At 71.4% G+C, this 21,044-nt stretch carries 20 protein-coding genes and 1 pseudogene; 12 read left to right on the forward strand and 9 right to left on the reverse strand.

What is annotated here, in order from left to right:
• From ACFOYY_RS04190 to ACFOYY_RS04220, 7 genes and pseudogenes are all read left to right on the forward strand, one after another.
• A pseudogene (locus ACFOYY_RS04190) lies at nucleotides 1–773 on the forward strand (prenyltransferase/squalene oxidase repeat-containing protein); the annotation flags it as partial.
• 279 nt (nucleotides 774–1,052) lie between these two features.
• Nucleotides 1,053–3,524 (forward strand): sensor histidine kinase, encoded by a 2,472-nt coding sequence (locus ACFOYY_RS04195; protein WP_386187970.1) that lies wholly within the window; start codon nucleotides 1,053–1,055, stop codon nucleotides 3,522–3,524.
• Nucleotides 3,525–3,622: 98 nt separating this feature from the next.
• A complete protein-coding gene (locus tag ACFOYY_RS04200; protein WP_352012016.1) occupies nucleotides 3,623–4,051 on the forward strand; it encodes a roadblock/LC7 domain-containing protein in 429 nt (142 codons plus the stop codon).
• Nucleotides 4,048–4,437, forward strand: a complete 390-nt coding sequence (locus ACFOYY_RS04205; protein WP_352012017.1) for a DUF742 domain-containing protein — start codon at nucleotides 4,048–4,050, stop codon at nucleotides 4,435–4,437. The genes ACFOYY_RS04200 and ACFOYY_RS04205 overlap by 4 nt, the downstream gene beginning before the upstream one ends.
• Nucleotides 4,418–5,047: a GTP-binding protein gene (locus tag ACFOYY_RS04210; RefSeq protein WP_352012018.1), complete on the forward strand. Its 630-nt coding sequence runs from the start codon at nucleotides 4,418–4,420 to the stop codon at nucleotides 5,045–5,047. Before ACFOYY_RS04205 ends, ACFOYY_RS04210 begins: the two co-directional genes overlap by 20 nt.
• A 68-nt stretch (nucleotides 5,048–5,115) precedes the next feature.
• Entirely contained in the window at nucleotides 5,116–5,514 is a 399-nt protein-coding gene (locus tag ACFOYY_RS04215) for a hypothetical protein (RefSeq protein WP_352012019.1), read from the forward strand.
• 42 nt (nucleotides 5,515–5,556) lie between these two features.
• Nucleotides 5,557–6,291, forward strand: coding sequence for a polyphosphate kinase 2 family protein (locus ACFOYY_RS04220; RefSeq protein ID WP_362911763.1), 735 nt, complete (start codon nucleotides 5,557–5,559; stop codon nucleotides 6,289–6,291).
• A 135-nt stretch (nucleotides 6,292–6,426) separates the two neighbouring features.
• Here ACFOYY_RS04220 and ACFOYY_RS04225 read toward each other — a convergent pair whose 3' ends face one another.
• From ACFOYY_RS04225 to ACFOYY_RS04240, 4 genes are read right to left on the reverse strand one after another with little or no spacing between them, the layout of a single operon-like run.
• Nucleotides 6,427–7,050 carry a hypothetical protein gene (locus ACFOYY_RS04225; protein ID WP_352012021.1) on the reverse strand — a complete coding sequence of 208 codons (624 nt, stop codon included), beginning with the start codon at nucleotides 7,048–7,050 and terminating at the stop codon, nucleotides 6,427–6,429.
• Nucleotides 7,037–8,611: a vWA domain-containing protein gene (locus ACFOYY_RS04230; RefSeq protein ID WP_362775990.1), complete on the reverse strand. Its 1,575-nt coding sequence runs from the start codon at nucleotides 8,609–8,611 to the stop codon at nucleotides 7,037–7,039. Before ACFOYY_RS04230 ends, ACFOYY_RS04225 begins: the two co-directional genes overlap by 14 nt.
• Nucleotides 8,608–9,762 (reverse strand): toxic anion resistance protein, encoded by a 1,155-nt coding sequence (locus ACFOYY_RS04235; protein ID WP_386187974.1) that lies wholly within the window; start codon nucleotides 9,760–9,762, stop codon nucleotides 8,608–8,610. The genes ACFOYY_RS04230 and ACFOYY_RS04235 overlap by 4 nt, the downstream gene beginning before the upstream one ends.
• A 2-nt stretch (nucleotides 9,763–9,764) precedes the next feature.
• Nucleotides 9,765–10,946: a hypothetical protein gene (locus tag ACFOYY_RS04240; protein ID WP_386187977.1), complete on the reverse strand. Its 1,182-nt coding sequence runs from the start codon at nucleotides 10,944–10,946 to the stop codon at nucleotides 9,765–9,767.
• A 131-nt stretch (nucleotides 10,947–11,077) separates the two neighbouring features.
• Between ACFOYY_RS04240 and ACFOYY_RS04245 the strand changes: the two genes are divergently transcribed.
• Both ACFOYY_RS04245 and ACFOYY_RS04250 read left to right on the forward strand, forming a co-directional pair.
• Nucleotides 11,078–11,683, forward strand: coding sequence for a phosphatase PAP2 family protein (locus ACFOYY_RS04245; protein ID WP_352012025.1), 606 nt, complete (start codon nucleotides 11,078–11,080; stop codon nucleotides 11,681–11,683).
• 52 nt (nucleotides 11,684–11,735) lie between these two features.
• Nucleotides 11,736–12,707, forward strand: coding sequence for a hypothetical protein (locus ACFOYY_RS04250; protein WP_352012026.1), 972 nt, complete (start codon nucleotides 11,736–11,738; stop codon nucleotides 12,705–12,707).
• An 81-nt stretch (nucleotides 12,708–12,788) separates the two neighbouring features.
• Here ACFOYY_RS04250 and ACFOYY_RS04255 read toward each other — a convergent pair whose 3' ends face one another.
• A complete protein-coding gene (locus tag ACFOYY_RS04255) occupies nucleotides 12,789–13,052 on the reverse strand; it encodes a TFIIB-type zinc ribbon-containing protein (RefSeq protein WP_352012027.1) in 264 nt (87 codons plus the stop codon).
• Nucleotides 13,053–13,098: 46 nt separating this feature from the next.
• Nucleotides 13,099–14,034 carry a phosphotransferase family protein gene (locus ACFOYY_RS04260; RefSeq protein WP_386187981.1) on the reverse strand — a complete coding sequence of 312 codons (936 nt, stop codon included), beginning with the start codon at nucleotides 14,032–14,034 and terminating at the stop codon, nucleotides 13,099–13,101.
• A 43-nt stretch (nucleotides 14,035–14,077) separates the two neighbouring features.
• Here ACFOYY_RS04260 and ACFOYY_RS04265 point away from each other — a divergent pair, with 43 nt between their 5' ends.
• From ACFOYY_RS04265 to ACFOYY_RS04275, 3 genes are all read left to right on the forward strand, one after another.
• Nucleotides 14,078–14,977: a TIGR03619 family F420-dependent LLM class oxidoreductase gene (locus ACFOYY_RS04265; RefSeq protein WP_352012029.1), complete on the forward strand. Its 900-nt coding sequence runs from the start codon at nucleotides 14,078–14,080 to the stop codon at nucleotides 14,975–14,977.
• Between the two features lie 24 nt (nucleotides 14,978–15,001).
• Complete coding sequence (locus tag ACFOYY_RS04270) at nucleotides 15,002–15,436, forward strand: nuclear transport factor 2 family protein (protein ID WP_352012030.1); 435 nt, start codon at nucleotides 15,002–15,004, stop codon at nucleotides 15,434–15,436.
• 106 nt (nucleotides 15,437–15,542) lie between these two features.
• Nucleotides 15,543–16,295, forward strand: coding sequence for an HAD-IIA family hydrolase (locus ACFOYY_RS04275; RefSeq protein WP_386188055.1), 753 nt, complete (start codon nucleotides 15,543–15,545; stop codon nucleotides 16,293–16,295).
• A 12-nt stretch (nucleotides 16,296–16,307) separates the two neighbouring features.
• On the opposite strand, the gene ACFOYY_RS04280 is transcribed toward ACFOYY_RS04275, so the two are convergent.
• From ACFOYY_RS04280 to ACFOYY_RS04290, 3 genes are read right to left on the reverse strand one after another with little or no spacing between them, the layout of a single operon-like run.
• Entirely contained in the window at nucleotides 16,308–17,342 is a 1,035-nt protein-coding gene (locus tag ACFOYY_RS04280; protein WP_386187985.1) for a TolB family protein, read from the reverse strand.
• Complete coding sequence (locus ACFOYY_RS04285; RefSeq protein WP_386187987.1) at nucleotides 17,339–18,514, reverse strand: MFS transporter; 1,176 nt, start codon at nucleotides 18,512–18,514, stop codon at nucleotides 17,339–17,341. The genes ACFOYY_RS04280 and ACFOYY_RS04285 overlap by 4 nt, the downstream gene beginning before the upstream one ends.
• A gap of 52 nt (nucleotides 18,515–18,566) precedes the next feature.
• The gene (locus tag ACFOYY_RS04290) at nucleotides 18,567–21,020 is read right to left on the reverse strand and encodes a N,N-dimethylformamidase beta subunit family domain-containing protein (RefSeq protein WP_386187989.1); all 2,454 of its coding nucleotides are present in this window, start codon (nucleotides 21,018–21,020) and stop codon (nucleotides 18,567–18,569) included.
• Nucleotides 21,021–21,044 lie beyond the last annotated feature (24 nt).

A 21,044-nucleotide genomic window follows, 5' to 3' on the forward strand; every position in this document is an offset into this window, starting at 1 on the left:
CGCCGGACGCCGACACCACCTCCGTCGGCCTGTACACGCTGGCGCTGCTGCGCGCGCCCCGGGAGCCCGACGCCCTGTGGGCCTACGAGACCGAGACCCACTTCTGCACCTGGCAGGGGGAGGAGGGGGCGTCGCCGACGGTCAACGCGCACGTGCTGGACGCCTTCGGCGAGTATCTGCGGCTGGCGGGCACCGGCGGGCGGAACGCGCGTTACGCGGCGGCGACGGGCAAGCTGTCGGCCTGGCTGCGCGGGCGCCAGCTACCCGACGGCAGCTGGCTGGACCGCTGGCACGTCTCGCCGTACTACGCGACCGCCTGCTGCGCCCTGGCCCTCGGCGAGTACGGCGGCGCGGAGTCGGCCGACGCGGTGCGCGGCGCCACGCGCTGGCTGCTGGACACCCAGCGTGAGGACGGCTCATGGGGCCGCTGGACGGGAACGGCGGAGGAGACCGCCTACGCCCTGCAGACCCTGCTGCTGACGCCTGCCGCCCTGCCGGCCACGGAAGAGGCCCCAACAGAAGCCACGACAGGGGCCGCAACAGGGGCCACAGCGGGGGCCACAGAGGGGGCCGCGGAGGAGGCCGTCGAGCAGGAGCGCCGCGCGGCGGCCGTCGAGCGCGGGCACCGCAGGCTGCTGACCATGGTGACCGGGTTCGGGGAACCGCTGGACAGACCCGCTCTCTGGCACGACAAAGACCTTTACTACCCGGCGGCGATCGTCAGGGCGGCCGTCCTGGGCGCCCTTCACCTGGCGCGTCGCCACCGTCCGTGACCTGCCGTGGCACACCGGTCACGGCAGGGCGGCCCGGCCGGCGCGTCCCTGACAGCGGACGGTGACCGGAATTCAACGCAGAATATTGATCTGCGAAAAGGACAGAAGCCCACATCTGGTCAATGTTGCCTTGAGTGTAATTGGCTATATTGCTAAGGTTCTCCGGGTGCCATGGCCGGATGCCGTCGTCCGGCGCAATGTGGCGTCTATTCCTTCACACGTATTTATCGTCGTGAAACGATAATGTGACTTTCTCTCACTTTTGCCGGGATGGGTGCTATGCGCTTGCGCAATGCGCGTTTGCGGACCAAGGTCACGGCACTGCTGGTGTCACTTATCGCGCTGTGGGCCTTCACCGCATGGGTCACCGTACGTGAGGGCTTCAACATGCTGGGCGTGGCCAGGCTCGACGCGAGCGTCGCGGAACCGAGCGAGAAGCTGCTGGTCGAGCTGCAGAACGAGCGCAGACTCAGCCTGATCTACCTCGGCACCTCGGGCTCGGCCCGCCAGCAGCGCGAGACCCTCAGCGCCCAGCGCAGACGCACCGAGGACGCGGTGGCCAACTTCAGGGCCCTCGCCCAGGGCGGCGACGTCCAGTGGCTCGGCGGCGACGCCCTCAACCGGCGCATCACGGAGACCGTCCAGAGACTCGACGGCCTGCGGCAGGGCCGCAAGGCCATCGACGCGGGCACCATCGACCGGCTCAAGGCGGCCGACGTCTTCACCGACGTCGTCGACTCCCTCTACCGGATCTACGACTCCATGGCGACGCTCGACGACGCCGCCATCGCCAAGGACACCCGGACGGTCATCGAGCTGAGCAGGGCAAGGGACCTTCTGGCCCTGGAGGACGCCGTCGCGGCGGGCGGCCTGACCGCGGGCCGCCTGACCGACGCCGAACGCGCCCTGTTCGCGCAGACCGTCGGCACCCGGCGCTTCCTCTTCCAGGACGCCCTCACCGAGCTGCCCGCCGCGGACCGGGCCATCTGCGACAGCCTGATCGGCAGCGAGCCCTTCACCCGCATGCGCGTCATGGAGGAGCAGCTCATGCGGGGCGGCGCGCCCGCCCCCACCGAGCCCGTCGACGCCCGGCAGTGGGCCGCCTCGACCCAGGTCGTGCTGGCCAAGTTCCAGGAGGTGGTGCTGAGCGCGGGAGACGGCGTCGTCCAGCGGGCCACCCCCGTCGCCACCGGCGTGATCGTACGGCTCTCGCTCGCGGGCGGACTCGGCCTGCTGGCCGTCATCGCCTCGATCGTCCTGTCCATCACCACCGCACGAACCCTGGTCCAGCAGCTCGACAAGCTCAGGGTCGCCGCCTGGGACCTGGCCAACGAGCGGCTGCCCTCCGTGGTCGAGCGCATCGGCCACGGCGAGGACGTCGACATCGCGGCGGAGGCGCCGCCGCTGGAGTTCGGCAACGACCAGATCGGCCACGTCGGCCAGGCCTTCAACGCCGTACAGCGCACCGCCGTCAAGGTCGCGGCCGAGCAGGCGCAGCTACGGCGTGACATCGCGGACATCCTGCGCAACCTCGCCCGCCGTACCCAGTCGCTGGTCCACCGGCAGCTGAGTGTCCTGGACATCATGGAACGGCGGGAGGACGACCCGCAGGAACTGCGTGACCTGTTCCGCCTCGACCACCTGGCGACCCGCATGCGGAGATACGCCGAGAACCTCCTGGTGCTGTCCGGGGCCGCCCCCGGACGCGCCTGGCGCGACTCGGTGCCGATGATCGACGTGGTCCGCGGCGCGCTGGCCGAGATCGAGGACTACACCCGGGTCGACGTGCTGCCGCTCGGCGAGGTCGCGCTGGACGGGCGGGCCGTCGGCGACGTCATCCACCTGGTCGCCGAGCTGGTGGAGAACGCCGCCGCCTTCTCCCCGCCCTACACGACGGTGCAGGTCAGCGGATACTCCGTGGCCCACGGGCACGCCCTGGAGATCGAGGATCGGGGCCTGGGCATGAGCCAGGAGGACATCGACGCCGCCAACGAGCGGATCGCGAACCCGCCGGAGCTCAAGCTGTCGGGCAACGCCCGCCTGGGCCTCTACGTGGTCAGCCGCCTGGCCGAACGGCACGAGATCCGGGTGACGTTCAAGGCCTCGCCGTACGGCGGCACGACCGTGGTGGTCCTGCTGCCCCAGGAGCTCATCAAGGAACAGGCGGAGCGGGAGCCGGAACCCGCCGTCGCGGTGCCGCAGCCCCGCACGGTCGGCGTGGGAGGCCCGGGAGGCCTGGGAGGGCCGCTGGCCCAGCCGGCACCGCACGCCGGACCCCGCGCGGCGACCCAAGGCGGGCCCCAGGGAGGGCACCAGGCAGCGCCTCAGCCGCCGCAGGGGCCACGGAACCGGGGCGCTGATCCGCTGACGGGCACCGGCCAGGGCGGCGCCGGGCGGCGCGAGACGCGCCCGGTCACCCACAGGAGGATTCCGGGAGGAGTGCAGGAGCCCCAGGTGGGCGAGGGCGGTCCCGGTACGGCGCTGCCCCCCGTCCTGCCTCCCCCCGACACCAGCCACACGCCCGGCGGCCTGCCGCGGCGCGTGCCGCAGACGCACCTCGCCGCACCGCTGCAGGAGGACGAGCCCGCGCCGCGGGGGCCGGGCACCGAAGATCCGGACGAGCGTTCCCCGGAGATGATCCGCACGGCCATGGCGTCCTTCCAGGACGGCACCCGCCGGGGGCGTTCGGACGCGGCACAGCTGCTCGACAAGGAGGATGACCGCGCCGACGGGGGCGGATCCCGCGGGTGAGAACCGGGACCGTCCCGGATCTCCGCCGCGCCGATCCGGTGCAGACGGGCCGCCAGAGACACACGATCGAACGCCCACCGGCAGAAAGAGGACTACGAGTGGTGCAGGGAACAGGATCTTCCACCGACCTGGCCTGGTTGCTGGACGATCTCATCGAGCGGGTCGGAGAGGCCGAACACGGCATCGTCTTCTCCACCGACGGTCTGTTGCTGGCGACCTCGGCGGAGTTCGACCGGTCGGACGCCGAACACCTGGCAGCCGTCGGATCGGCGATCCAGAGCCTTGGCAAGGGCGTCAGCGACCGGGTCAACGGCGGCGCGGTACGCCAGACCATCATCGAGATGCGTTCCGCCTACCTGATCGTGACCGCGGCGGGCCAGGGCGCCTGCCTGGCGGTGCTCTGCACGAACGAGGCCGACGTGGGCCTGGTGGCCTACGAGATGGCCATGCTCGTCGCGCGGGTCGGCCAGTACCTCATCTCGCCCGCCAGAACGGCGGAGCCGGTCAAGGACGACGTACCACGATGAACGACCCCTTCGAGGAGCTGCCCGACACGCAGTGGGTGGGTGACGATGCCGGGGCGATCGTCCGGCCGTACATCCTGACCCGCGGCAGGACGGAACCGGCCAGCGGCAGATTCGACCTCGTCACACTGGCGGTGGCCGTCAGAGCCCTGTCGCAGCGGGACACCGGGCTCGATCCTGAGTGCCTGGCCATCGTGCGGCTCTGCCTGCAGCCGCAGTCGGTCGCAGAGATCGCCGCGCACATCAACCTTCCGGCGGGCACGGTCCGTGTCCTGCTGGGCGACCTGCTCGACCAGGGCTACATCGCCCTGCAAGAGCCGCATTCGGAGACCGACATGCAAGACGAGAGGCTGTACAGGGCGGTGCTCGATGGACTCCGTGCGCTCTAGCCGCGACGCGGGCCGGATCAAGCTGCCCAGGGCGATCAAGATCCTGGTCGCGGGAGGCTTCGGCGCGGGGAAGACGACCCTGGTCGGCTCCGTCTCCGAGATAGCGCCGCTGAGCACCGAGGAGACGCTGACCAACAGGGGCGTCGGCATCGACGACCTGTCCGGCGTCGAGAGCAAGCGGACGACCACGGTCGCGATGGACTTCGGCCGCATCACCATCGGCGACGCCTACCGGCTCTACCTCTTCGGCACCCCCGGCCAGGAGCGGTTCTGGTTCCTCTGGGACGAGCTGGCGCTCGGCGCGCTCGGCGCGGTCGTCATCGCCGACACCCGCAGGCTGGCCGACTGCTTCCCCTCCCTCGACTACTTCGAGCGGCGCCAGACGCCCTTCATCGTCGCGGTGAACTGCTTCGACGACTCCCGCCGCTACGACCTGGAGGAGGTACGGCTCGGCCTCACCCTCCACGAGGACATCCCGATCGTGATGTGCGACGCCAGGCAGCGGGAGTCGGGCAAGGAGGTGCTGATCGCCCTGGTCGAGCACGCGATGCGGACGCGTCTCGGCGCGACGGTCGGAGGGGACCTTCACGGGGGCGCGGTCTCCCAGTGAGGGATCCCGCCGGGCGCGCCGTACGGCCAGGTGCGGCACCGGCGGTCCCGGTCGCTAGTGTGGCCTGCGTGGTTCACCGAACGCGGGCCGTCGCGGCCGTACTGACGGTTCTGCTGACCGGCCTGGCGGGTCTGGTCACCGGCTGCGGTGCCGGAGGCGCCGTCTACAACTTCGGCACCGTCGTGCGCGGGGAGGCGGGCAGGACCGTCGAGGTCGGCCTCCCCCTCGGCAGGCGCTTCTCCCTCGCCGTGACCGACGGCGCCGCGGGCTGGCGGCTCGCGGCCCTGCCGGACGCCAGGGTCGCCTCCTTCATCAGTCAGGAGCGGCGGACCGAGGACGGGCGCGCGACCCGCTACTTCGTGTTCAACGCCAAGTATCGCGGCACGGCCACCATCACCCTCCTCGCCTGCGCCGACTGCGCGGACGGCGGGCGGGAGCAGGCGACCTTCAAGATCACCGTCACCTGAGCCGGTGGCGGTCCCGCCGCCTTCGATGTCAGGCTTGGGGTCATGAACCACCGTTTGTCCGATGTCGATCTCTCCCAGAAGCTCTCCAAGAAGGAGGCCACGGAACGGCTCGACGCCGCCCTCGAACGGCTGCTGCGGCTGAGACTCATGCTGGGCGGGCAGATCGGCGAGCGCCGCATCGGCCCGCCGGTGTGCGTGGTGTTCGAAGGCTGGGACGCCTCAGGCAAGGGCGGGGCCATCAAACGCCTCGTGCGTCCCCTCGACCCCCGGCACGTACGGGTCGCCCAGTTCGCCGCGCCGACCTACGACGAGAAACGGCACCACTTCCTGTGGCGGTTCTGGCCGGTGCTGCCCGGCTGGGGCGGGATGACCGTGCTCGACCGCTCCTGGTACGGGCGGGTGCTGGTCGAGCGGGTCGAGGGGTTCGCCACCGAGGAACAGTGGTCGCGGGCCTACGACGAGATCGTGGAGTTCGAGCGGTCCCTCGTCGCCGAGGGCATGATCATGGTCAAGTTCTGGATGCACGTCTCGCCGGAGGAACAGCTACGGCGCTTCGAGGACCGGGCGGGTGACCCGCTGCGGGTCTGGAAGCTGACCGACGAGGACTGGCGCAACCGCGAGAAGCGCCCGCAGTACGAGGCCGCCGTCGAGGAGATGCTCGCCCGCACCGACCGGCCCCGCGCGCCCTGGCACGTCGTCCCCGGCGACGACAAACGACTGGCCCGCGTCGTGGTGGCGGAAACGGTCTGCGCCGCGATGGAGGAGAAGATGCTGTGACATCCGCCCCGCCTGGCGGCGTCGCGGGCCTGGGCGCTTTCGGGCCGGTGCTTTCCCTCGTCGCTCATCCGCTTCGCTCCTTCGCTCCTCGGTCCAGGCACCGACGCGCCCAAGCCGAAGCGCCTGGTCGAAGGACTAGAGATCCAGCTCTGAGGAGGTGAAGCGGTCGCGGAGGAAGCGGCCGTGGTCTCTCAGGGCCTGGTCGTCGCCCCTGTGCACGGCCTGGGCCACCTCGCCCAGTTTGGTCTCCAGCAGGCCGAGCTGGGCGAGCAGTTCCTCGTGGGCGCTGCGTTCGCGTTCCGAGCGGCGGCTCAGCGCGTAGGAGCGGGGCAGATTGGCGTAGGCCTCCAGGCTGGAGGGCAGATAGTCGCGGATCGTCTGGGAGACGACGTGCAGGTGGTCGGGGGAGGTGGTCAGCGCCTCCGCCCGGCCGAGGACGCCGTCGAGCACCTCGGCCAGGGCGCCGACCCTGGCCTGCACGTCCTCGGGAAAACGCGCCGAGCCGCGCACCTTCCGCCGCAGCGCCTCCAGGTCGGTCCTGAGCAGGCCCGCCTCGACCTCGGCGTTGGAGACGGCCAGCCTGATCCGCTCCGGCGGGGCCAGCAGCGCGCCGACGCCGTACAGACCGGCGACGACCAGCGGCCAGAACGCGCCCGCCAGGCCGAGCAGGTGGGCGCCGAGACCGGCCAGGGCCAGGACGCATCCGGTGATGTTCCTGGTCGAGCCGAGATACCTCAGCACCCGCTCACTGGTAGCCACGGATCTCCTTGAACGCCGCGGCCAGTGACCCGTCGCGGGCGTCGAAGACGGCGCCGCCGGTCAGCGTGGCGATCTGCCTCATCTCCTCGACGTCGCTGTCGCCGAACAGCACCACGAACGTCCTGGTCCGCCGCTGCTCGCCGGGCAGCGCCCGGTAGAAGGCGGCGAAGTCGTCGTAGGAGATGCCGTCGGTGTTCTCGCCGTCGGTCATCAGCACCACCGACGTGTAGTGCCCGTCACCGGCCGTCGCCGCCTGCTGGTACGCGGTGCGCAGCCCGTCGAAGATCGCCGTCCCGCCCTCGATCCGCAGGCCCTGCGCGTAGGACTTGATCTCGTTGAGGACCGGCTGCGGATTCCCCTCCGGGAGGGTGAACGACTTCGGCTGCCCGACCGAGCCGCTGAACGGGATCATGATCACGTTCTCCCGGTCGCGGAAGCGGGAGAACGTGCCGGAGGCCGAGGTGTCGGCGCCGGTGAGGGTGACCAGCGCCCGGCGCAGGTTCTCGATCCTGTCGCCCTCCATCGACCCCGAGACGTCCAGCACGAACAGGGCCCGGGAGGGGACCCGCGCCTCGTCGAGGTAGGCGGTGATCAGCCCGTCCGCGGTGCTCCTGCGGTTGGGGAAGGGCAGTTCGAGCAGCGGCGCGGTGCCGAACTCGGGGCCGGGCCGTACCTGTGGCACGGCGGGCCGCCTGTGGGTGGTGGTCATGATCTGCCGCTGGGTGTCCGGGGTGCGCAGCCAGGAGGTCAGCCTGCCGTACAGCTCCCGCTTCTCCTGGGTGGCCGAGGCCAGCAGGGTCAGCGGGTAGTCCGCGGTGACCACCCCGTCGCTCGGGTAGATCAGGCTCATCCCCTTGACGCCCAGCAGCACCGACTCGTAGTTCACCAGGCCGTCGACCCCGCCGTCCCTGGCGTAGGCCTCGGCCAGCCAGCCGGAGGAGCCCGAGGTCAGCCGCTGGGCGGAGAAGAACTGCTTCAGCTTGGGCGTGACCGCCGTGACCTGCTCCGGGCTCAGCGCCTCCCCGGCGTCCGACAGCGCCGCGGCCACCCCGACAAGCGCGGAGAATCCGGAGTTGGACGAGGCCGGGTTGGTCATGCCGAAGGTGAAGCGTCCCTGCTGGGCGGCGTCCGCGATCTGCTGCCAGCTGACCGGTCTGCCCTCCCAGCCGAGTTCGCGTGCCTTGGCCGTCCTGAGGCCGAGCAGCACGGGGGAGGACATGATCCTGGTCTCGGTGGACAGGCGGCCCTTGGCGCCGTCGATCAGCGACAGGTAGCGGTTGGAGGAGAACCAGATCGCGTCGTAGGAGCCGTCCGCGTCGCCCCTGGCCACCTGCTCGGCGCCGTCCAGGGTGCCGGCGTAGGAGATCCGCACCTTCACCCCCGAGTTCCGCAGCATCGGTTCGAGGTCCTTGACCTCACTTCCCGCCAGCACCCTGAGGACGTCGGGGCCGTCCTCGACCTCGTCGCCCGTTCCGTTCGAGCACGCCGCGAGCGCGGTCACGCAGAGCAGCGCGAGCGCCACCGTCAACCGGGCCGTACGACGGCCTGCGAGACGCCTCATCGGGCCCCCTCGGCGCGCTCAAGGTAGGTCCTGGCGTGCGCCAGCTCGGTGTTCAGGCTCTCCACGGTGGTCGCCATGCTCTCCACGGCCTGCGACCTGAAGCCGTCGATCATGTCCATGGTCGCGTAGACGTTGTCGAAGGCCCTGCGCAGCACGTCCATGTCGACGACCGTCGAGGCCGCCTGGTTCTGGATCGCCCCCGCCTGGGTGCGCAGCATCTCACTGGTGGCCAGGATCAGGTCGCCGGTCGTCGCGTTGAGCGCGGTGATCTGGTCGAGCACCAGCTTCTGGTTGGTCAGCGCCTGGGCGACGGTGACCGCGGTGCGCAGCGCGGCGACCGTCGTGGTCGTGGCGCGGTCGACGCCCTTGCTGAGTTCGAGGTTGTTCTTGCGGATCAGGTCGAGGGCCAGATACCCCTGAACGGAGACCGCGAGCTGGGTGAGGATGTCCTGGTGCCGCTGCCGTACGGTGAACAGGGCGTCAGAGCGCAGCGCGGTGGCCTTCTCCGGGTCGGAGGCCTCCAGGACGAGGACGCGCCCCTCAAGCTCGCGGTCGAGCTCGGCGGCCATCACGGCGTACTCCTGCAGGCGGGTCATCGTCTCCCACAGGTTGGCCTTCTCGCCCTCGATGGCGGCGTTGTCCTTCAGCAGCTCGTCCTGGCCGGACTTCAACGCCCTGATGATGTCGTCCAGGTGCTGCTGCGCGGAGCGGTACCTGGCGAAGTAGTCGCGCAGCCGGTCGCCGAACGGGATGAGCCCGAGCAGCTTGCGCGGGCCGCTCGCCGCCTGCCTGGGGTCGAGGTCGACCACCGTACGGCGCAGCGCGACCAGCCGGTCGGCCACCCGGCCCCGGGCGTCCGCGCTCTCGCCCTTGGCCGAGGCCAGGGCGGTCACCGGGCGCTTGAGCATCCGGTTGGCCGTCTGGGAGGCGGAGCGGATCTCGCCGTCCCCCATGGAGGAGATGTCGTTCACCTTGCGGGTGAAGTCAGGGGCCCTGTGGTCGAGCGCGGCCAGTTCGTCGGCGAACCGCCGCGCCTTGGCGGCGAGCTCGTCCGCGCGGCCCTCGGCCAGCGGCAGCATGGTCGCCGCCGCGGACGGGGAGACGGCCGTGACCGGGGCCGGGGGGGTGAGCACCAGTTCGTTCTCGGCCACCTTCAGCGCACTCCTTCCGGCGCTTTTTCCAGCGCTTTTTCCGGGGCTTCCTGACGTCCCGGGCTGCCCGGGTTTCCCTGCTGGGGCACGGCGCCGCTGGCGTACAGCCGGTCGATGTTCGTGATGAGCCCCTCCAGGTGCTCGTAGGTGGGGGGTTCGACCACGTCGACCAGGTCACGCGCCGCCGGGGCGCCGGACTTGGCGACCAGAGCGGTGAAGGCCGCGGGGTCCGCGGTGCGGAAGCCGTACCTGGCGGCCAGGCCCCGCAGCCCGGGGTCCTCGGTCAGCAGCTTGCCGACCCGCGAGCCGTCGGCGGTGAGGGGCACCAGCGTGTGCTTGCTCAGCACGGTCGGCGACGGGTAGAGCAGCCGCATCCCGGGTTTGATCGAGCCGTCCCCCGCGAAGACGTGGGAGAGGTACTGGGCTTCGTAGATCATGACCATCGGCGTCTTGCCCGACCCCATGACCAGGTAGTCGTCGAAGGGGGCCTCGGAGGAGGCCTGGGAGTAACCCTGGTCGAGGAAGATCGGCGCCACGGTCCTCGCCACCCCGGTCACCTGCGCGGTGCTGTTGACCACGTCCTCGCCGTTGGCGACGTAGCTGGTGATGGCCAGGTACATGGCCGCCGAGTTGGAGGTCCTGACGTCGGTCGTGGTCAGCAGCACCCGTTTGCGCGCCGGATAGGCGGTGTTGCCGGGCAGCTTGTCCCAGCGGGTGCCCTTGGCGGCCAGGTCGAGATACTTGGCGACGTCGAACACCGGGTAGCCGTGCCCCGAGTCACGCACCAGGCCCGCCTTCGTCAGCAGGTCGGCGATCGGCTGGAAGGTCGCGATGGCCATGGGGGAGTAGAAGGGGGAGAAGACGGCGGAGACCCCGCGGTCCTTTCTGATCTTCTCGGCGGCGGGAAGGCTTGAGGGAAAGGCGAACGCGTAGCCGTCGAGTTTGACCTCGGTGGCGATCTGCCGGGAGCCCGCGGTGTCCACCTCGACCCGCAGGCCGTGTTTGGCGAACGCGGCACGGACCTGAGGATCCTCGAAGAAGGGCTTCTTCTCCGAGCCGATCACCCCGCGCACCGTCACCAGGCCGCCACCTGGGCCTTCGTCGTTCCTGTTGCCCAGGACGACGGCCACGACGACCGCGGCGCCGAGCAGCAGCGCGAGGACGACACCGATCGACCGTTTCATTCCACCCCATTTCTACAAATAGCATCTCTTGTTGGAATTATCGGAGGAGGGGAAACGAACGCGCGCCGGATGCCGGGGTATGCATGAGAATTAAGAGGCCGTTCATTCTTTCGTCATCTGGAAAGGCCGTCATGCGACTGAGATCCCGGCTGGGCGCACTGGACCGGCGGGTGTTCGCGGCGGTCGCGGACGCCAGGCTCCCCGGCCTCGAACGCCTCCTGCCCGCCCTGTCGCGGGCGGCCGACCACTCGCTGCTGTGGGCGGGGGTCGCCGGGGGATGCGCGCTCAGCGGCCGTGCGCCGCTGCGCCGCGCGGCCACCCGGGGGCTGCTCGCGATCGGGGTGGCCAGCCCGACGGTGAACCTGGTCTGCAAGCGGTTCTTCGGCCGCTCCAGGCCCTCCCTGGAGGGCTTCCCGCTGGCCCGGCTGATCAGGGTGCCCGCCTCGACCTCGTTCCCGTCCGGGCACTCGGCCTCGGCCGCCGCCTTCGCCACCGCCGTGGCGATGGAGGCTCCGCTGCCCGTCGCCGCCCCCGTCACGCTTCTCGCGGCGGCGGTCTGCTTCTCGCGGGTCTACACCGGCGTGCACTACCCGGGCGACGTGTTCGCGGGGGCCGGGGTCGGTGTGGCGGCCGGGGTGCTGACCCGGCGGCTGTGGCCGGCCGTACGTCTGCTGAGGGCCGCGCGCATCAGGGGAATGGCCCCAGGAAACGCCGTAAACGAGGCGGAGGATGACTGATCGGGTTTTTCACGTTTGACGGGTCGTGACAGGCCCGGCGATAGTTGGGCAGGTGACTGCCCCCCGACTGATCTCATGCGCCGTGGTCACCACGATGGCCCTGAGCGCCTGCACCACCGTAAGCTCGAACGATCCCGTGGTCGGCGGCCCGACCGCCGGCGGTGTGGTCGGAGAGGGAACCGGACCCGTCGTGGGATCGGACCCGGCCACCGCGCCGACGGTCGTCGAGCTCACGGCCGACGCCTACCGCGCCGAACTGAACAAGGCGCGCGGCCCCATCAGGGACGCCATCAGGAAACTGAACGACACCGGAGGCAAGGGCCTCGGCGAACGGCTCGAACGGACGGTCTCCACGATGGAGAGCGCCGTCTCGGGCCTGGAGGCCCTCGTCCCGCCGTCCGACGTCAAGGTCCAGCACGGCAACTACGTGGGCGCGCTCAGAAGTCTCACGAGCGCGCTGTCCGACGCCAAGGAGGACGTCGAGGCGCAGGACGTGTGCACCGGGCCCGCGGTGCTGACGGGGGCCGACGAGAGCGGACGCCTCTCGCCGGTGCGCGACAGCGGCCGCGCGCTGACCGGCTATCCGGCCGACGTCGTCTCCGTGAAGGTCAGCGGCGAGCGGTCGCGCCGCTTGGGCAACGGCTCCTACATCTCCTCCGAGAGCCGCCCGGGACGCGCCTACCTGGAGCTGAAGAACGGCAACAACAGGGACGCGGTCGTCGTGCTGACACGCGGCAAGAAGAAGGTGATCTCGGTCTACGTCCGCAAGAAGTCGTCGTTCAAGATCAAGGGGGTGCGGGACGGCACGTACAAGGTCTACTACACCCTCGGCGTCGACTGGGACTCCAGGGCCCGCGCCTTCAGCCGCTCGTGCACCTTCGAGCAGTTCGGCAAGTCCGTCAAGTTCAGGACCACCCGCACCTGGTCGCAGATCCGCTGGACCAACTGGACGCTGACCCTCAACGCCGTCGTCGGCGGCACCGTACGGCCCAGGCACATCAAACCGAGCGAGTTCCCCAGCTGACTCTTTGGGGGCCGGGAACGACGAGACCGCGACCTCCGTCGCGAGATCGCGGTCCCGGCCTCTCCGGTGGCCCGTAGGGCGTCAGCTGGAGAACAGCATGCCCACCCAACTGCGGCGGTGGTGACCGTAGTGACCGTGGTGCGGCGCGCCCCAGCCCGGAGCCCCGTGCTGCATGGGCGGCGGCGGGGGAGGCGGGGGAGCGGAGTGGTACTGGCTCTCGATCCGGGTCAGCGTCTCCAGCTCGCCGTAGTCCAGGAAGATGCCGCGACAACTGTCGCACTGGTCGATGTGGACACCGTTGCGCTCATAGGTGCGCATGTTGCCCCGACACTTCGGGCACTGCATCTGGCCGATCTCCTTGTCCTAGGGTTGCTTTTGGCGTAACCACAACCTACTGCGTGGGCACACTATGGCAGGCGGTTCGGAACTGGACAATCCTCTGACAGGTGTCGACGAGTGTCTGTTCGACCTCGTCCAGTGGCCGCCCCTCCCGCTCCGCCGCGATCACGGCCGCCGCGGTGAGCTGCACGGTCATCGCCTGAGCCGGGAGGTTCAGCCGTTCCCACGGGTCGCCGTCCACACCCGCGGCGAGCCCGCCGGCCGCCCGGTAGGCGGCCAGGAAACGGTGCCAGACGGCCGGGTCGAGCAGCCCGGCGGCGAACCACGCCGCGGGCCTGGCCAGGTCCCAGGCCTGGTCGCCGACCCCCAGGTCGTCGACGTCGATGAGGATCCACCCCTCCCCGATCCTGACGAGCTGGCCCATGTGCCAGTCACCGTGGGTGAGCCCCGTCACCTCGGGGGCGGGGGCGGCGTCCAGGGCCGGAAGGCAGGCCAGCGCGACCAGGGCGGCCCGTGCCGCGGCCGAGGGGTTGCCCCGCAGCCGGGCGGCCAAGGCGGCCACCTTGCCCGGTCCGCCCGCGGCGGGCAGCAGCGGCAGCGCCCCGGCCGGTACGGCGTGCAGCCGGGCCAGCAGCCGCGCCGACTCCTCCCAGGGGGCCGCCTCGGGGGCGGCGGGATCGACCGGGGTGCCCGCGGGCCACACGGTGACCAGCCTGCCGCCCACCGACAGCACCTCCTCGGTCACGGGCCCGAGCATGCTCCCGCGCAGCGCCGGGTGCGCCACGGCCCGCATCCGCCGTTCGAGCGGCTCGCGCGGGGCGCCGGGGGCGTGCGCCTTCACCACGACGCCGCCCGCCCGGACGATGACCACGTCCGGCCTGGTCGGCACCACCTCGGCGGGGGCGGTGCCGTACCGGGCGGCGACACGGCCGAGCCCGGCCATGAGATCGTCGTCGGGGCCGTCGTGAAAGTCCTCACTGTCGCTCACCCGGCAAGTGAACCACCGATCCGGGCCCGCGTAGGGTGCTGGCATGAGGATCGGATTCGCGGCGCCGCTGTCCGGGGCCTGGGCCTCACCGGCCAACATGGTGCGGATCGCCCGCAGGGCCGAGGAGCTCGGCTACCACGAGCTGTGGACCTTCCAGCGGCTGCTGTACCCGCGGGGCCACGGGACGGACCTGGTCTACCGCAGCGTGCACGACCCGGTGGTGACGCTGGCCTACCTGGCGGGGGTCACCGAGCGGATACGGCTCGGCGTCGCGGTGCTCAACATGCCCTTCGCCTCGCCGCCGCTGCTGGCCAAGCAACTGGCCAGCCTGCAGGCGGTCTCCGGCGGGCGGCTTGACGCCGGGCTCGGGCTCGGCTGGATGCCGGAGGAGTTCGCCGCCTCCGGGGTGCCCCTCGAACGGCGGGGGCGGCGCGCCGAGGAGTACATCGGCCTGCTGCGGCGGCTGTGGTCGGAGGAGACGGTCGAACACCGGGGCGAGTTCTACGAGTTGCCGCCCGCGTACCAGGACCCCAAGCCGCCCACGCCGCCGCCCATCCTGCTCGGCGGGAGCGCCGAGGTCGCGCTGCGGCGGGCGGGCCGGCTCGCGGACGGCTGGATCGGTTCGAGCCGTGAGGACCTGGGCCGCGTCGACAAAAAAATCTACATTGTAAAGGAGGCGGCGCGTGCGGCGGGCAGGGACGCCGAGGCGCTGCGCTTCGTCACCCGGGGCGTCACCCGGGTCAGGCCGGGGGGAGAGGCCGAGCGCGCCCCGCTGACCGGATCGTTCGAGGAGATCAGACGGGACGTGGCCGCCCTTGAGGCCAAGGGCGTCACCGAGGTCTTCCACGACCTCAACTTCGATCCGGAGATCGGTTCGCCCGACGCCGACCCCCGTGAGTCGATGCGCAGGGCGGAGGCCGCGCTGGAGGCCCTCGCACCCTGACCTGGTGTTGGGTTGGATGGGGGCATGAGGGAACGGGAGATCGCGGACCGGCTGGAGATCGCCGACCTGCTCGCCAGATACGCCCACGTCCTGGACGCCGGAGACTGGGCACGCCTCGACCTCGTGTTCACCGCGGGCGCGGTGCTCGACCACACCTCGGCGGGCGGCGTCCGGGGCACCCGCGAGGAGGTCAGGCGGTGGCTGGCCGAGACGCTGTCGCGCTGGCCGGTGCGGCACCACCTGATCGGCCTGCCGGTCGTCAGGTTCGAGGGGGACGAGGCCGAGGTGACCGTCCCCTACACCGGCACGCTCGTCCCTCCCGGAGGCGTCCTGGACGCCGGCCTCGTCCGGCACGGCGGCTGGCACCACCACCGCCTGGTCCGCACGCCGTACGGCTGGCGCAGCGGGGAACTGGTCGAGGAACAGGCCTGGCGTGTGACGGGGGACGGCGGCGTGTGAAGCATGCCGGACCTGTCATTCTTAGTTGCGTGATGTCGTATCTGTCGGGCCGTAACGCGGGGGAACGGTGAAAGAAAGCAAGCCGATCGAGTGCTGGCTGTCGGACATGGACGGGGTCCTCGTCCACGAAGGACACCCCGTTCCCGGCGCGGACGAGTTCGTCCGCCGCCTGCACCAGTCGGGCAGGCGTTTCCTCGTGCTCACGAACAACTCCATCTACACCCCCCGGGACCTGTCCGTACGGCTGCGCGCCGTCGGCCTGGAGATCCCGCCGGAGTCGATCTGGACCTCCGCGCTGGCCACGGCGCGGTTCCTGGACGGTCAGCGGCCCGGCGGCTCGGCCTACGTGATCGGTGAGGCGGGGCTGACGACCGCCCTGCACGAGGCCGGTTACGTGCTGACCGACATCGACCCCGACTACGTGGTGCTCGGCGAGACCCGCACCTACAGCTTCACCCAGATCACCCGGGCCATCCGGCTCATCGAGGGCGGCGCCCGCTTCATCGCGACCAACCCCGACCCGGTCGGCCCGTCGAGTGAGGGGTCGCTGCCCGCGTGCGGCGCGGTCGCGGCGATGATCACCAAGGCGACCGGCGTGCAGCCGTACTTCGTCGGCAAGCCGAACCCGATGATGATGCGCAGCGCGCTGCGGGCCATCGAGGGGCACAGCGAGACCACCGCCATGATCGGCGACCGGATGGACACCGACATCGTCTCCGGCATGGAGGCCGGGCTGCACACGATCCTGGTGCTCAGCGGTGTCACGTCCAAGGACGAGATCGAGCGGTACCCCTTCCGCCCGTCCCGGGTGGCCGACTCGGTCGCCGACCTGATCGATCTGATCGACGCCGACGTCTGACGCCGCCCGGGGTCAGCGCAGCGGCATCTCGGAGGCGGGGGCGCGGGCGGTCGGCGAGTCGGCGTCCGGGATGAACAGGCGCGGCGCGCCGCCGCTCAGGGACACCACCCAGACGTCGGCGTCGCGGCCGCCCGCGCCCCCCTTCGGCACCGCGTACATCACATGGTCGTCGTCGAGCCACGCCGCCTGGTCGTCCACGCTGCGGGTCTCCGCGAGCGGGGTCTCGGCGCCGGTCGCGAGGTCGAGGGAGTGGAAGCGCCAGACGTCGGTGTTGAGCCCGGTCCGTTTCTTGTAGACCAGGCGCCCGCCGTCCGGCGACAGGGACGGGCACTCGGCGTTCTCCCGCAGGGCGGTCAGGGTGCGCCGCCCGATGTCGCCCTCGACGAGGTACCTGCGGTCCTGGGTGGCCACGGTGGCGAAGAAGCGCTCCCCGCCGGGGACGAACGTCACACCCCACACGTTGCGGTCGGCGTTGTCGTTCGGCCGCCCGTTCAGCAGGAACGTGAACCGTTCGACGTTGCCGACCGGGTCGCCGCCGACCCGGCCGATGAGGGTCTCGGTCGAGAAACCGTCGGAGAGGTAGGAGTGCCCCGTCACGAAGGTCGTCGTCGCGTAGTAGCGGCCGTCCTCGGAGATCCGGGCGCGGCTCGGGATCCCGGTGACCGGGGCCTCCCCTTCGGGTCGGAGCCGCTCGTCCAGCAGGGTGACGGCGAACGGCTGGATCGGGTTGCGCGTCTGGCGCAGGCAGAGGCCGCCCGCGGGGGAGGCGGCCGTGCGCTCGCAGCGGGGCGGCAGGACGACGCGCTCGCGCCGCACGTCGGCGGCCGGGAGCACGGCGAGGTGGCCGAACTCGGGTCCCGGGCGCAACGACCGGAACACGACCTGCCGGCCCTCGGGCAGTTCGGCCCGGCCGTCGCCCGCGGCGCCGGTCGCCCCCGCGCGCAGCACCGAAAGGACGACGTAGCCCACGGCAACGGCGGCGACGAGGACCGCGGCCGTCTTGATGAGCCTGTCGTTCCCGGTCCCGCGCGTGCTGGGCTGGGTCATCGGGCCTCCGTACGGCGGTCGCGGGCTCGTGTGATCATCGGTACGGCGGTGAGCAGGGCGGCGGTGAGGGCGGCGGCGAAGATCCACACGGCGGTCTCGCCCTCGGCGACCGTCCAGATCGCGCCGAAGGCCACCGCGCCCAGGGCCCGCCCGCCCGCGACCGCCGTCTGGACGACGGAGATCCCGGTCGCCGTCAGCCCGGCGGGCAGCATGGGGGCGGCCGCGGCGGGCAGCACGCCGTCGGTCGCCGCGTAGTAGGCGCCGAGGAACGCCAGGCACAGCACGGCTCCGGCGACGCCTCCGGCCAGGATCGCGGCGAGGTAGGCGCACAGCAGCAGGCCGTACCCGGCGGCGAAGACGCGGTTCCTGCCGTGGCGGTCGGAGAGCCTGCCGAACGGCACGGCCAGGGCGAGGTAGACCAGGCTCGTGCCGACGAACAGCAGCGGGAACCAGCGGGTCGTGACCGACTCGCCGCGCAGCAGGACGAGGTAGAGGAAACCGTCGCCGATCGTCGCCGCCGACAGCACGGCGGCGGCGCAGAGAAGCCGCAGGAACCCGCCGATCCGCAGCAGCGCCGCGACGTCGCGGGGCGAGAGCGGCCCGGCCGGGGACGGGGTGTGCTCCGGTACACGCTGCAGGAACAGCAGCACGCCGAGGACCGCGGCGCAGAACGAGACGACGAAGACCATGTCGAAGTCGCCCGGCGCGAGCGCGAGCAGCCCGAAGGCGGCGACGGGGCCGAGCAGCGCGCCGGTCGCGTCAAGGGCCCGGTGCACGCCGAAGGACCTGCCGAGCCGGCCGGGGGGAGCCGCGGTGGCGATGAGCAGGTCACGCGGCGCGGTCCGCAGCCCCTTGCCCGCGCGGTCGACCGCGACCGCGGCCGACAGCGCCCCCGCGCCGGCCACGGGCAGCAGCATCAGCTTGGCGGCGGCCCCGAGGGCGTACCCCGCGCCCGCCACGAGCTTGGGACGGCGCAGCCGGTCGGCGAAGAAGCCGCCGAGCAGCCGGACCAGGACGGTCGCGCCCTGGTAGAGACCGTCCAGCATGCCGTACGCCAGAGGGGTGAGCCCCAGGGCGAGCGTCGCGAACAGCGGCAGGACGGCCGTCACCATCTCGGAGGAGACGTCGGTGATCAGGCTCACCAGGCCGAGGACCACGACGACCCGGGGCACGGGGGCTCTCGGCCCCGTGCCGCGCGGGATGTCGCGTACCGATACGTACACCTCAGCCGGTGCCCGGGAGCGGTCCGTCGGTGGAGAAGGCGTTCAGGACGTTGCCGGTGATGGTGGAGATGTCGTTGTCGTAGTGGTCGTAGAACAGGCTGCCCGCCCAGGAGATCGAACTGGCGGAGAAGACCGCGCCCCCCTTGGGGTAGAAGGTGAGGGCCACGTCGCCGCGGACCAGCCAGTTGACGGTGCCGCCCTCCATGAGGTTGGCCGTGTTGTTCTCCTCCTTGACGAACATGTACTCGTCGCCGAAGCCGGTGCCCGAGCCCAGGACGACGGTGTTGTCCGGGGTGCCGAGGGCGTAGTCGGCGCGGTCGAGCTCCTCGCCCATGGGGCCGCCCCTGCTCTGCAGGGAGTCGAAGTCGCCGATGGGGCCGGTGGCCTTGACGCCGTCGAAGACCCAGGCGGCCCTGGGGTCGTGACTCTCGGGGGAGCGGTCGAGGGGGCGGCTGTACAGGCCGGTTCCCAGCCGTGAGCCGAAGCCCTGGGCGGTGAAGCCGACGCCGACCAGCTGCTGCGGGGGCCTGCCGCGGAAGCGCCACAGGCCGCCGAACTCGCCGGTGGTGTTGTGGTAGTACTCGCCGGGGGCGCTCTGCCAGGCCTCGGTGCCGTCGTGCCTGCGCAGTTCGGTGTAGGTGCCGGTGCGGTCGAGCGGGGTGACCCAGTAGAAGCCGTTGCCGCCCAGGTACATCAGCCTGCCGCCGTCGTTCAGCCAGCCCTCCAGGGCGTCGAGCATGGGTTCGGAGGTGTACTCGGGGTGGCTGCCGGTGACGACGACCTGGTAGTCGTCCAGCAGTTTCCTGCCCTCCCGGTGCAGGTCGTGGTCGGTGACGTAGTCCACGGTGCGGCCGGTGGACTCCAGCCAGTCGATGATGTGGGTGTCGGCCTCGAACTGCCACGGCCTGCCCTCACCCTTCGGGCCGGTGGAGAGCGGGCGCAGGTTGGTGATGGGCCGCAGCGCGGAGGAGTAGACCACGCCGCTGCCGTCGCTGTGCCGGGAGTACTGGCTCATCCCGCTCGTCAGGCCGCCCGTCATCCCGTAGGCCAGGTAACTGAAGGTCGGCACCAGCAGGGCGACCTTGGAGGTGGCCTTGCCCCGCTGGGGGCGCACCACGAAGGTCGCGTGGTAGACGCGTCCGTCGGCCTCCAGCTTGGCCGCGTACACGCCGCTGCGGGCGTCGGCGGGTACCCGCCAGGTGAAGGCGCTCTCCCAGGCGGCGTCACCCAGGTCGTCGTCGTGGAAGTACAGTGCCCCGTACTGCCCGGGCGCCCGCCTGAAGTTCTGCTCGTCGGCCTGCCAGTTGTGCCCGGTGACGGCGCGGACCGGCAGGTTGACCGTACGGCCGCGCAGCCGGTTGGGGGAGACGTCCACGACCTGGTCGGTGTCCATCCGCTGGGAGAAGTCGAGGGCGAGCGCCGTCCGCCCGGCCGGGCCGCCGTCGCGCAGGGCCTGGACCTCCCGCTCCTCCAGCGCCCGGCCGTACACCCGGGGGGCGTCGACCTTGCCGTTGTAGAACCCGGTGGGCCGGTCCTGGGCTCCCTGGTAGGCGGCCACCAGCAGCGGGGCGGTGGCGTCTCTCAGCCCGCGGGCCTCGATCGTGCGGGTGACGACGGCCTGGGAGTCGTTGGGGTGGCCGGTCAGCGGGTACTGGTACAGCCTCACCTTCCCGGTCCCGGCGTCGTAGGAGACCGCGGCGAAGTACCAGCCGGAGGAGTTCACGTGCTGCGGCCGTACGGCGCCGCCGGGCTCGACCCCGCGCAGCGCCGGGGCCCACGGCTTGAGCCGCACGCCGGTGCTCACCGTGTGGGCCTGCCCGGACCGGTCGGCCAGCCGCAGGCCGAGCCCGCCGTCCCGGTCCACGAACATGCCGTATCCGGCCTGTTCCCTCTCCGACCACTTGGTCACGATCCCCTGCGCGGCCCCGGTGCCGACGGGGGTCCGCCGGTAGGCGACGGGGTTGAGCTCGGAGCCGGGAACGGTGGTCGGCGCGATCCACGCCGTGATGGTGAAGCTTCCGCCGAGCCGCAGGGCGGGGGCGTCCGGGACGCTCACGTACGAGCCGACGGGGAGGGTCTGGTGACGGCCGGGGTACTCCTTGTTGACGGCGGACTCGATGACCTGCTCCTTGAGGCCGGGTCCGCGCGGGTCCGCGTCGCCGTGCACCACCCGGACCATCGTCGCCCTGAAGGTGGGGCTCTTCGTGCTCACCATGAACTTCACGGACTCACCCGGCTGGACGCTCAGCCGGTCCGGATAGCCGCTGATCCCCAGGGCGTCCAGCGCCTCCTGGGGCGTGCCCGGATCGACGGGAAGCGGGAGAGGGTCGACCTTCGGGGTCTGGGGCCAGGCCGCCGCCGTCCCCACTCCCGTGGCCAGGGGGCCGGAGCCGCCGATCGCGACGGCCAGAGCCGTGACCAGCAGTGCCGTCCTCAGTCGTCTGCGCGCGATCACTCGATCACCTCTCTGCCGGCCCTG

Source organism: Streptosporangium jomthongense (assembly GCF_042650425.1).
Lineage (GTDB): Bacteria > Actinomycetota > Actinomycetes > Streptosporangiales > Streptosporangiaceae > Streptosporangium.

What these genes read in the sequence shown, in the direction of transcription:
- ACFOYY_RS04195 (WP_386187970.1), top strand. Translation starts at nt 1,053, where the DNA reads ATGCGCTTGCGCAATGCGCGTTTGCGGACCAAGGTCACGGCACTGCTG.
- ACFOYY_RS04205 (WP_352012017.1), top strand. Translation starts at nt 4,048, where the DNA reads ATGAACGACCCCTTCGAGGAGCTGCCCGACACGCAGTGGGTGGGTGAC.
- ACFOYY_RS04210 (WP_352012018.1), top strand. Translation starts at nt 4,418, where the DNA reads ATGGACTCCGTGCGCTCTAGCCGCGACGCGGGCCGGATCAAGCTGCCC.
- ACFOYY_RS04220 (WP_362911763.1), top strand. Translation starts at nt 5,557, where the DNA reads ATGAACCACCGTTTGTCCGATGTCGATCTCTCCCAGAAGCTCTCCAAG.
- ACFOYY_RS04230 (WP_362775990.1), bottom strand. Translation starts at nt 8,611, where the DNA reads ATGAGGCGTCTCGCAGGCCGTCGTACGGCCCGGTTGACGGTGGCGCTC.
- ACFOYY_RS04240 (WP_386187977.1), bottom strand. Translation starts at nt 10,946, where the DNA reads ATGAAACGGTCGATCGGTGTCGTCCTCGCGCTGCTGCTCGGCGCCGCG.
- ACFOYY_RS04245 (WP_352012025.1), top strand. Translation starts at nt 11,078, where the DNA reads ATGCGACTGAGATCCCGGCTGGGCGCACTGGACCGGCGGGTGTTCGCG.
- ACFOYY_RS04255 (WP_352012027.1), bottom strand. Translation starts at nt 13,052, where the DNA reads ATGCAGTGCCCGAAGTGTCGGGGCAACATGCGCACCTATGAGCGCAAC.
- ACFOYY_RS04265 (WP_352012029.1), top strand. Translation starts at nt 14,078, where the DNA reads ATGAGGATCGGATTCGCGGCGCCGCTGTCCGGGGCCTGGGCCTCACCG.
- ACFOYY_RS04270 (WP_352012030.1), top strand. Translation starts at nt 15,002, where the DNA reads ATGAGGGAACGGGAGATCGCGGACCGGCTGGAGATCGCCGACCTGCTC.
- ACFOYY_RS04275 (WP_386188055.1), top strand. Translation starts at nt 15,543, where the DNA reads ATGGACGGGGTCCTCGTCCACGAAGGACACCCCGTTCCCGGCGCGGAC.
- ACFOYY_RS04280 (WP_386187985.1), bottom strand. Translation starts at nt 17,342, where the DNA reads ATGACCCAGCCCAGCACGCGCGGGACCGGGAACGACAGGCTCATCAAG.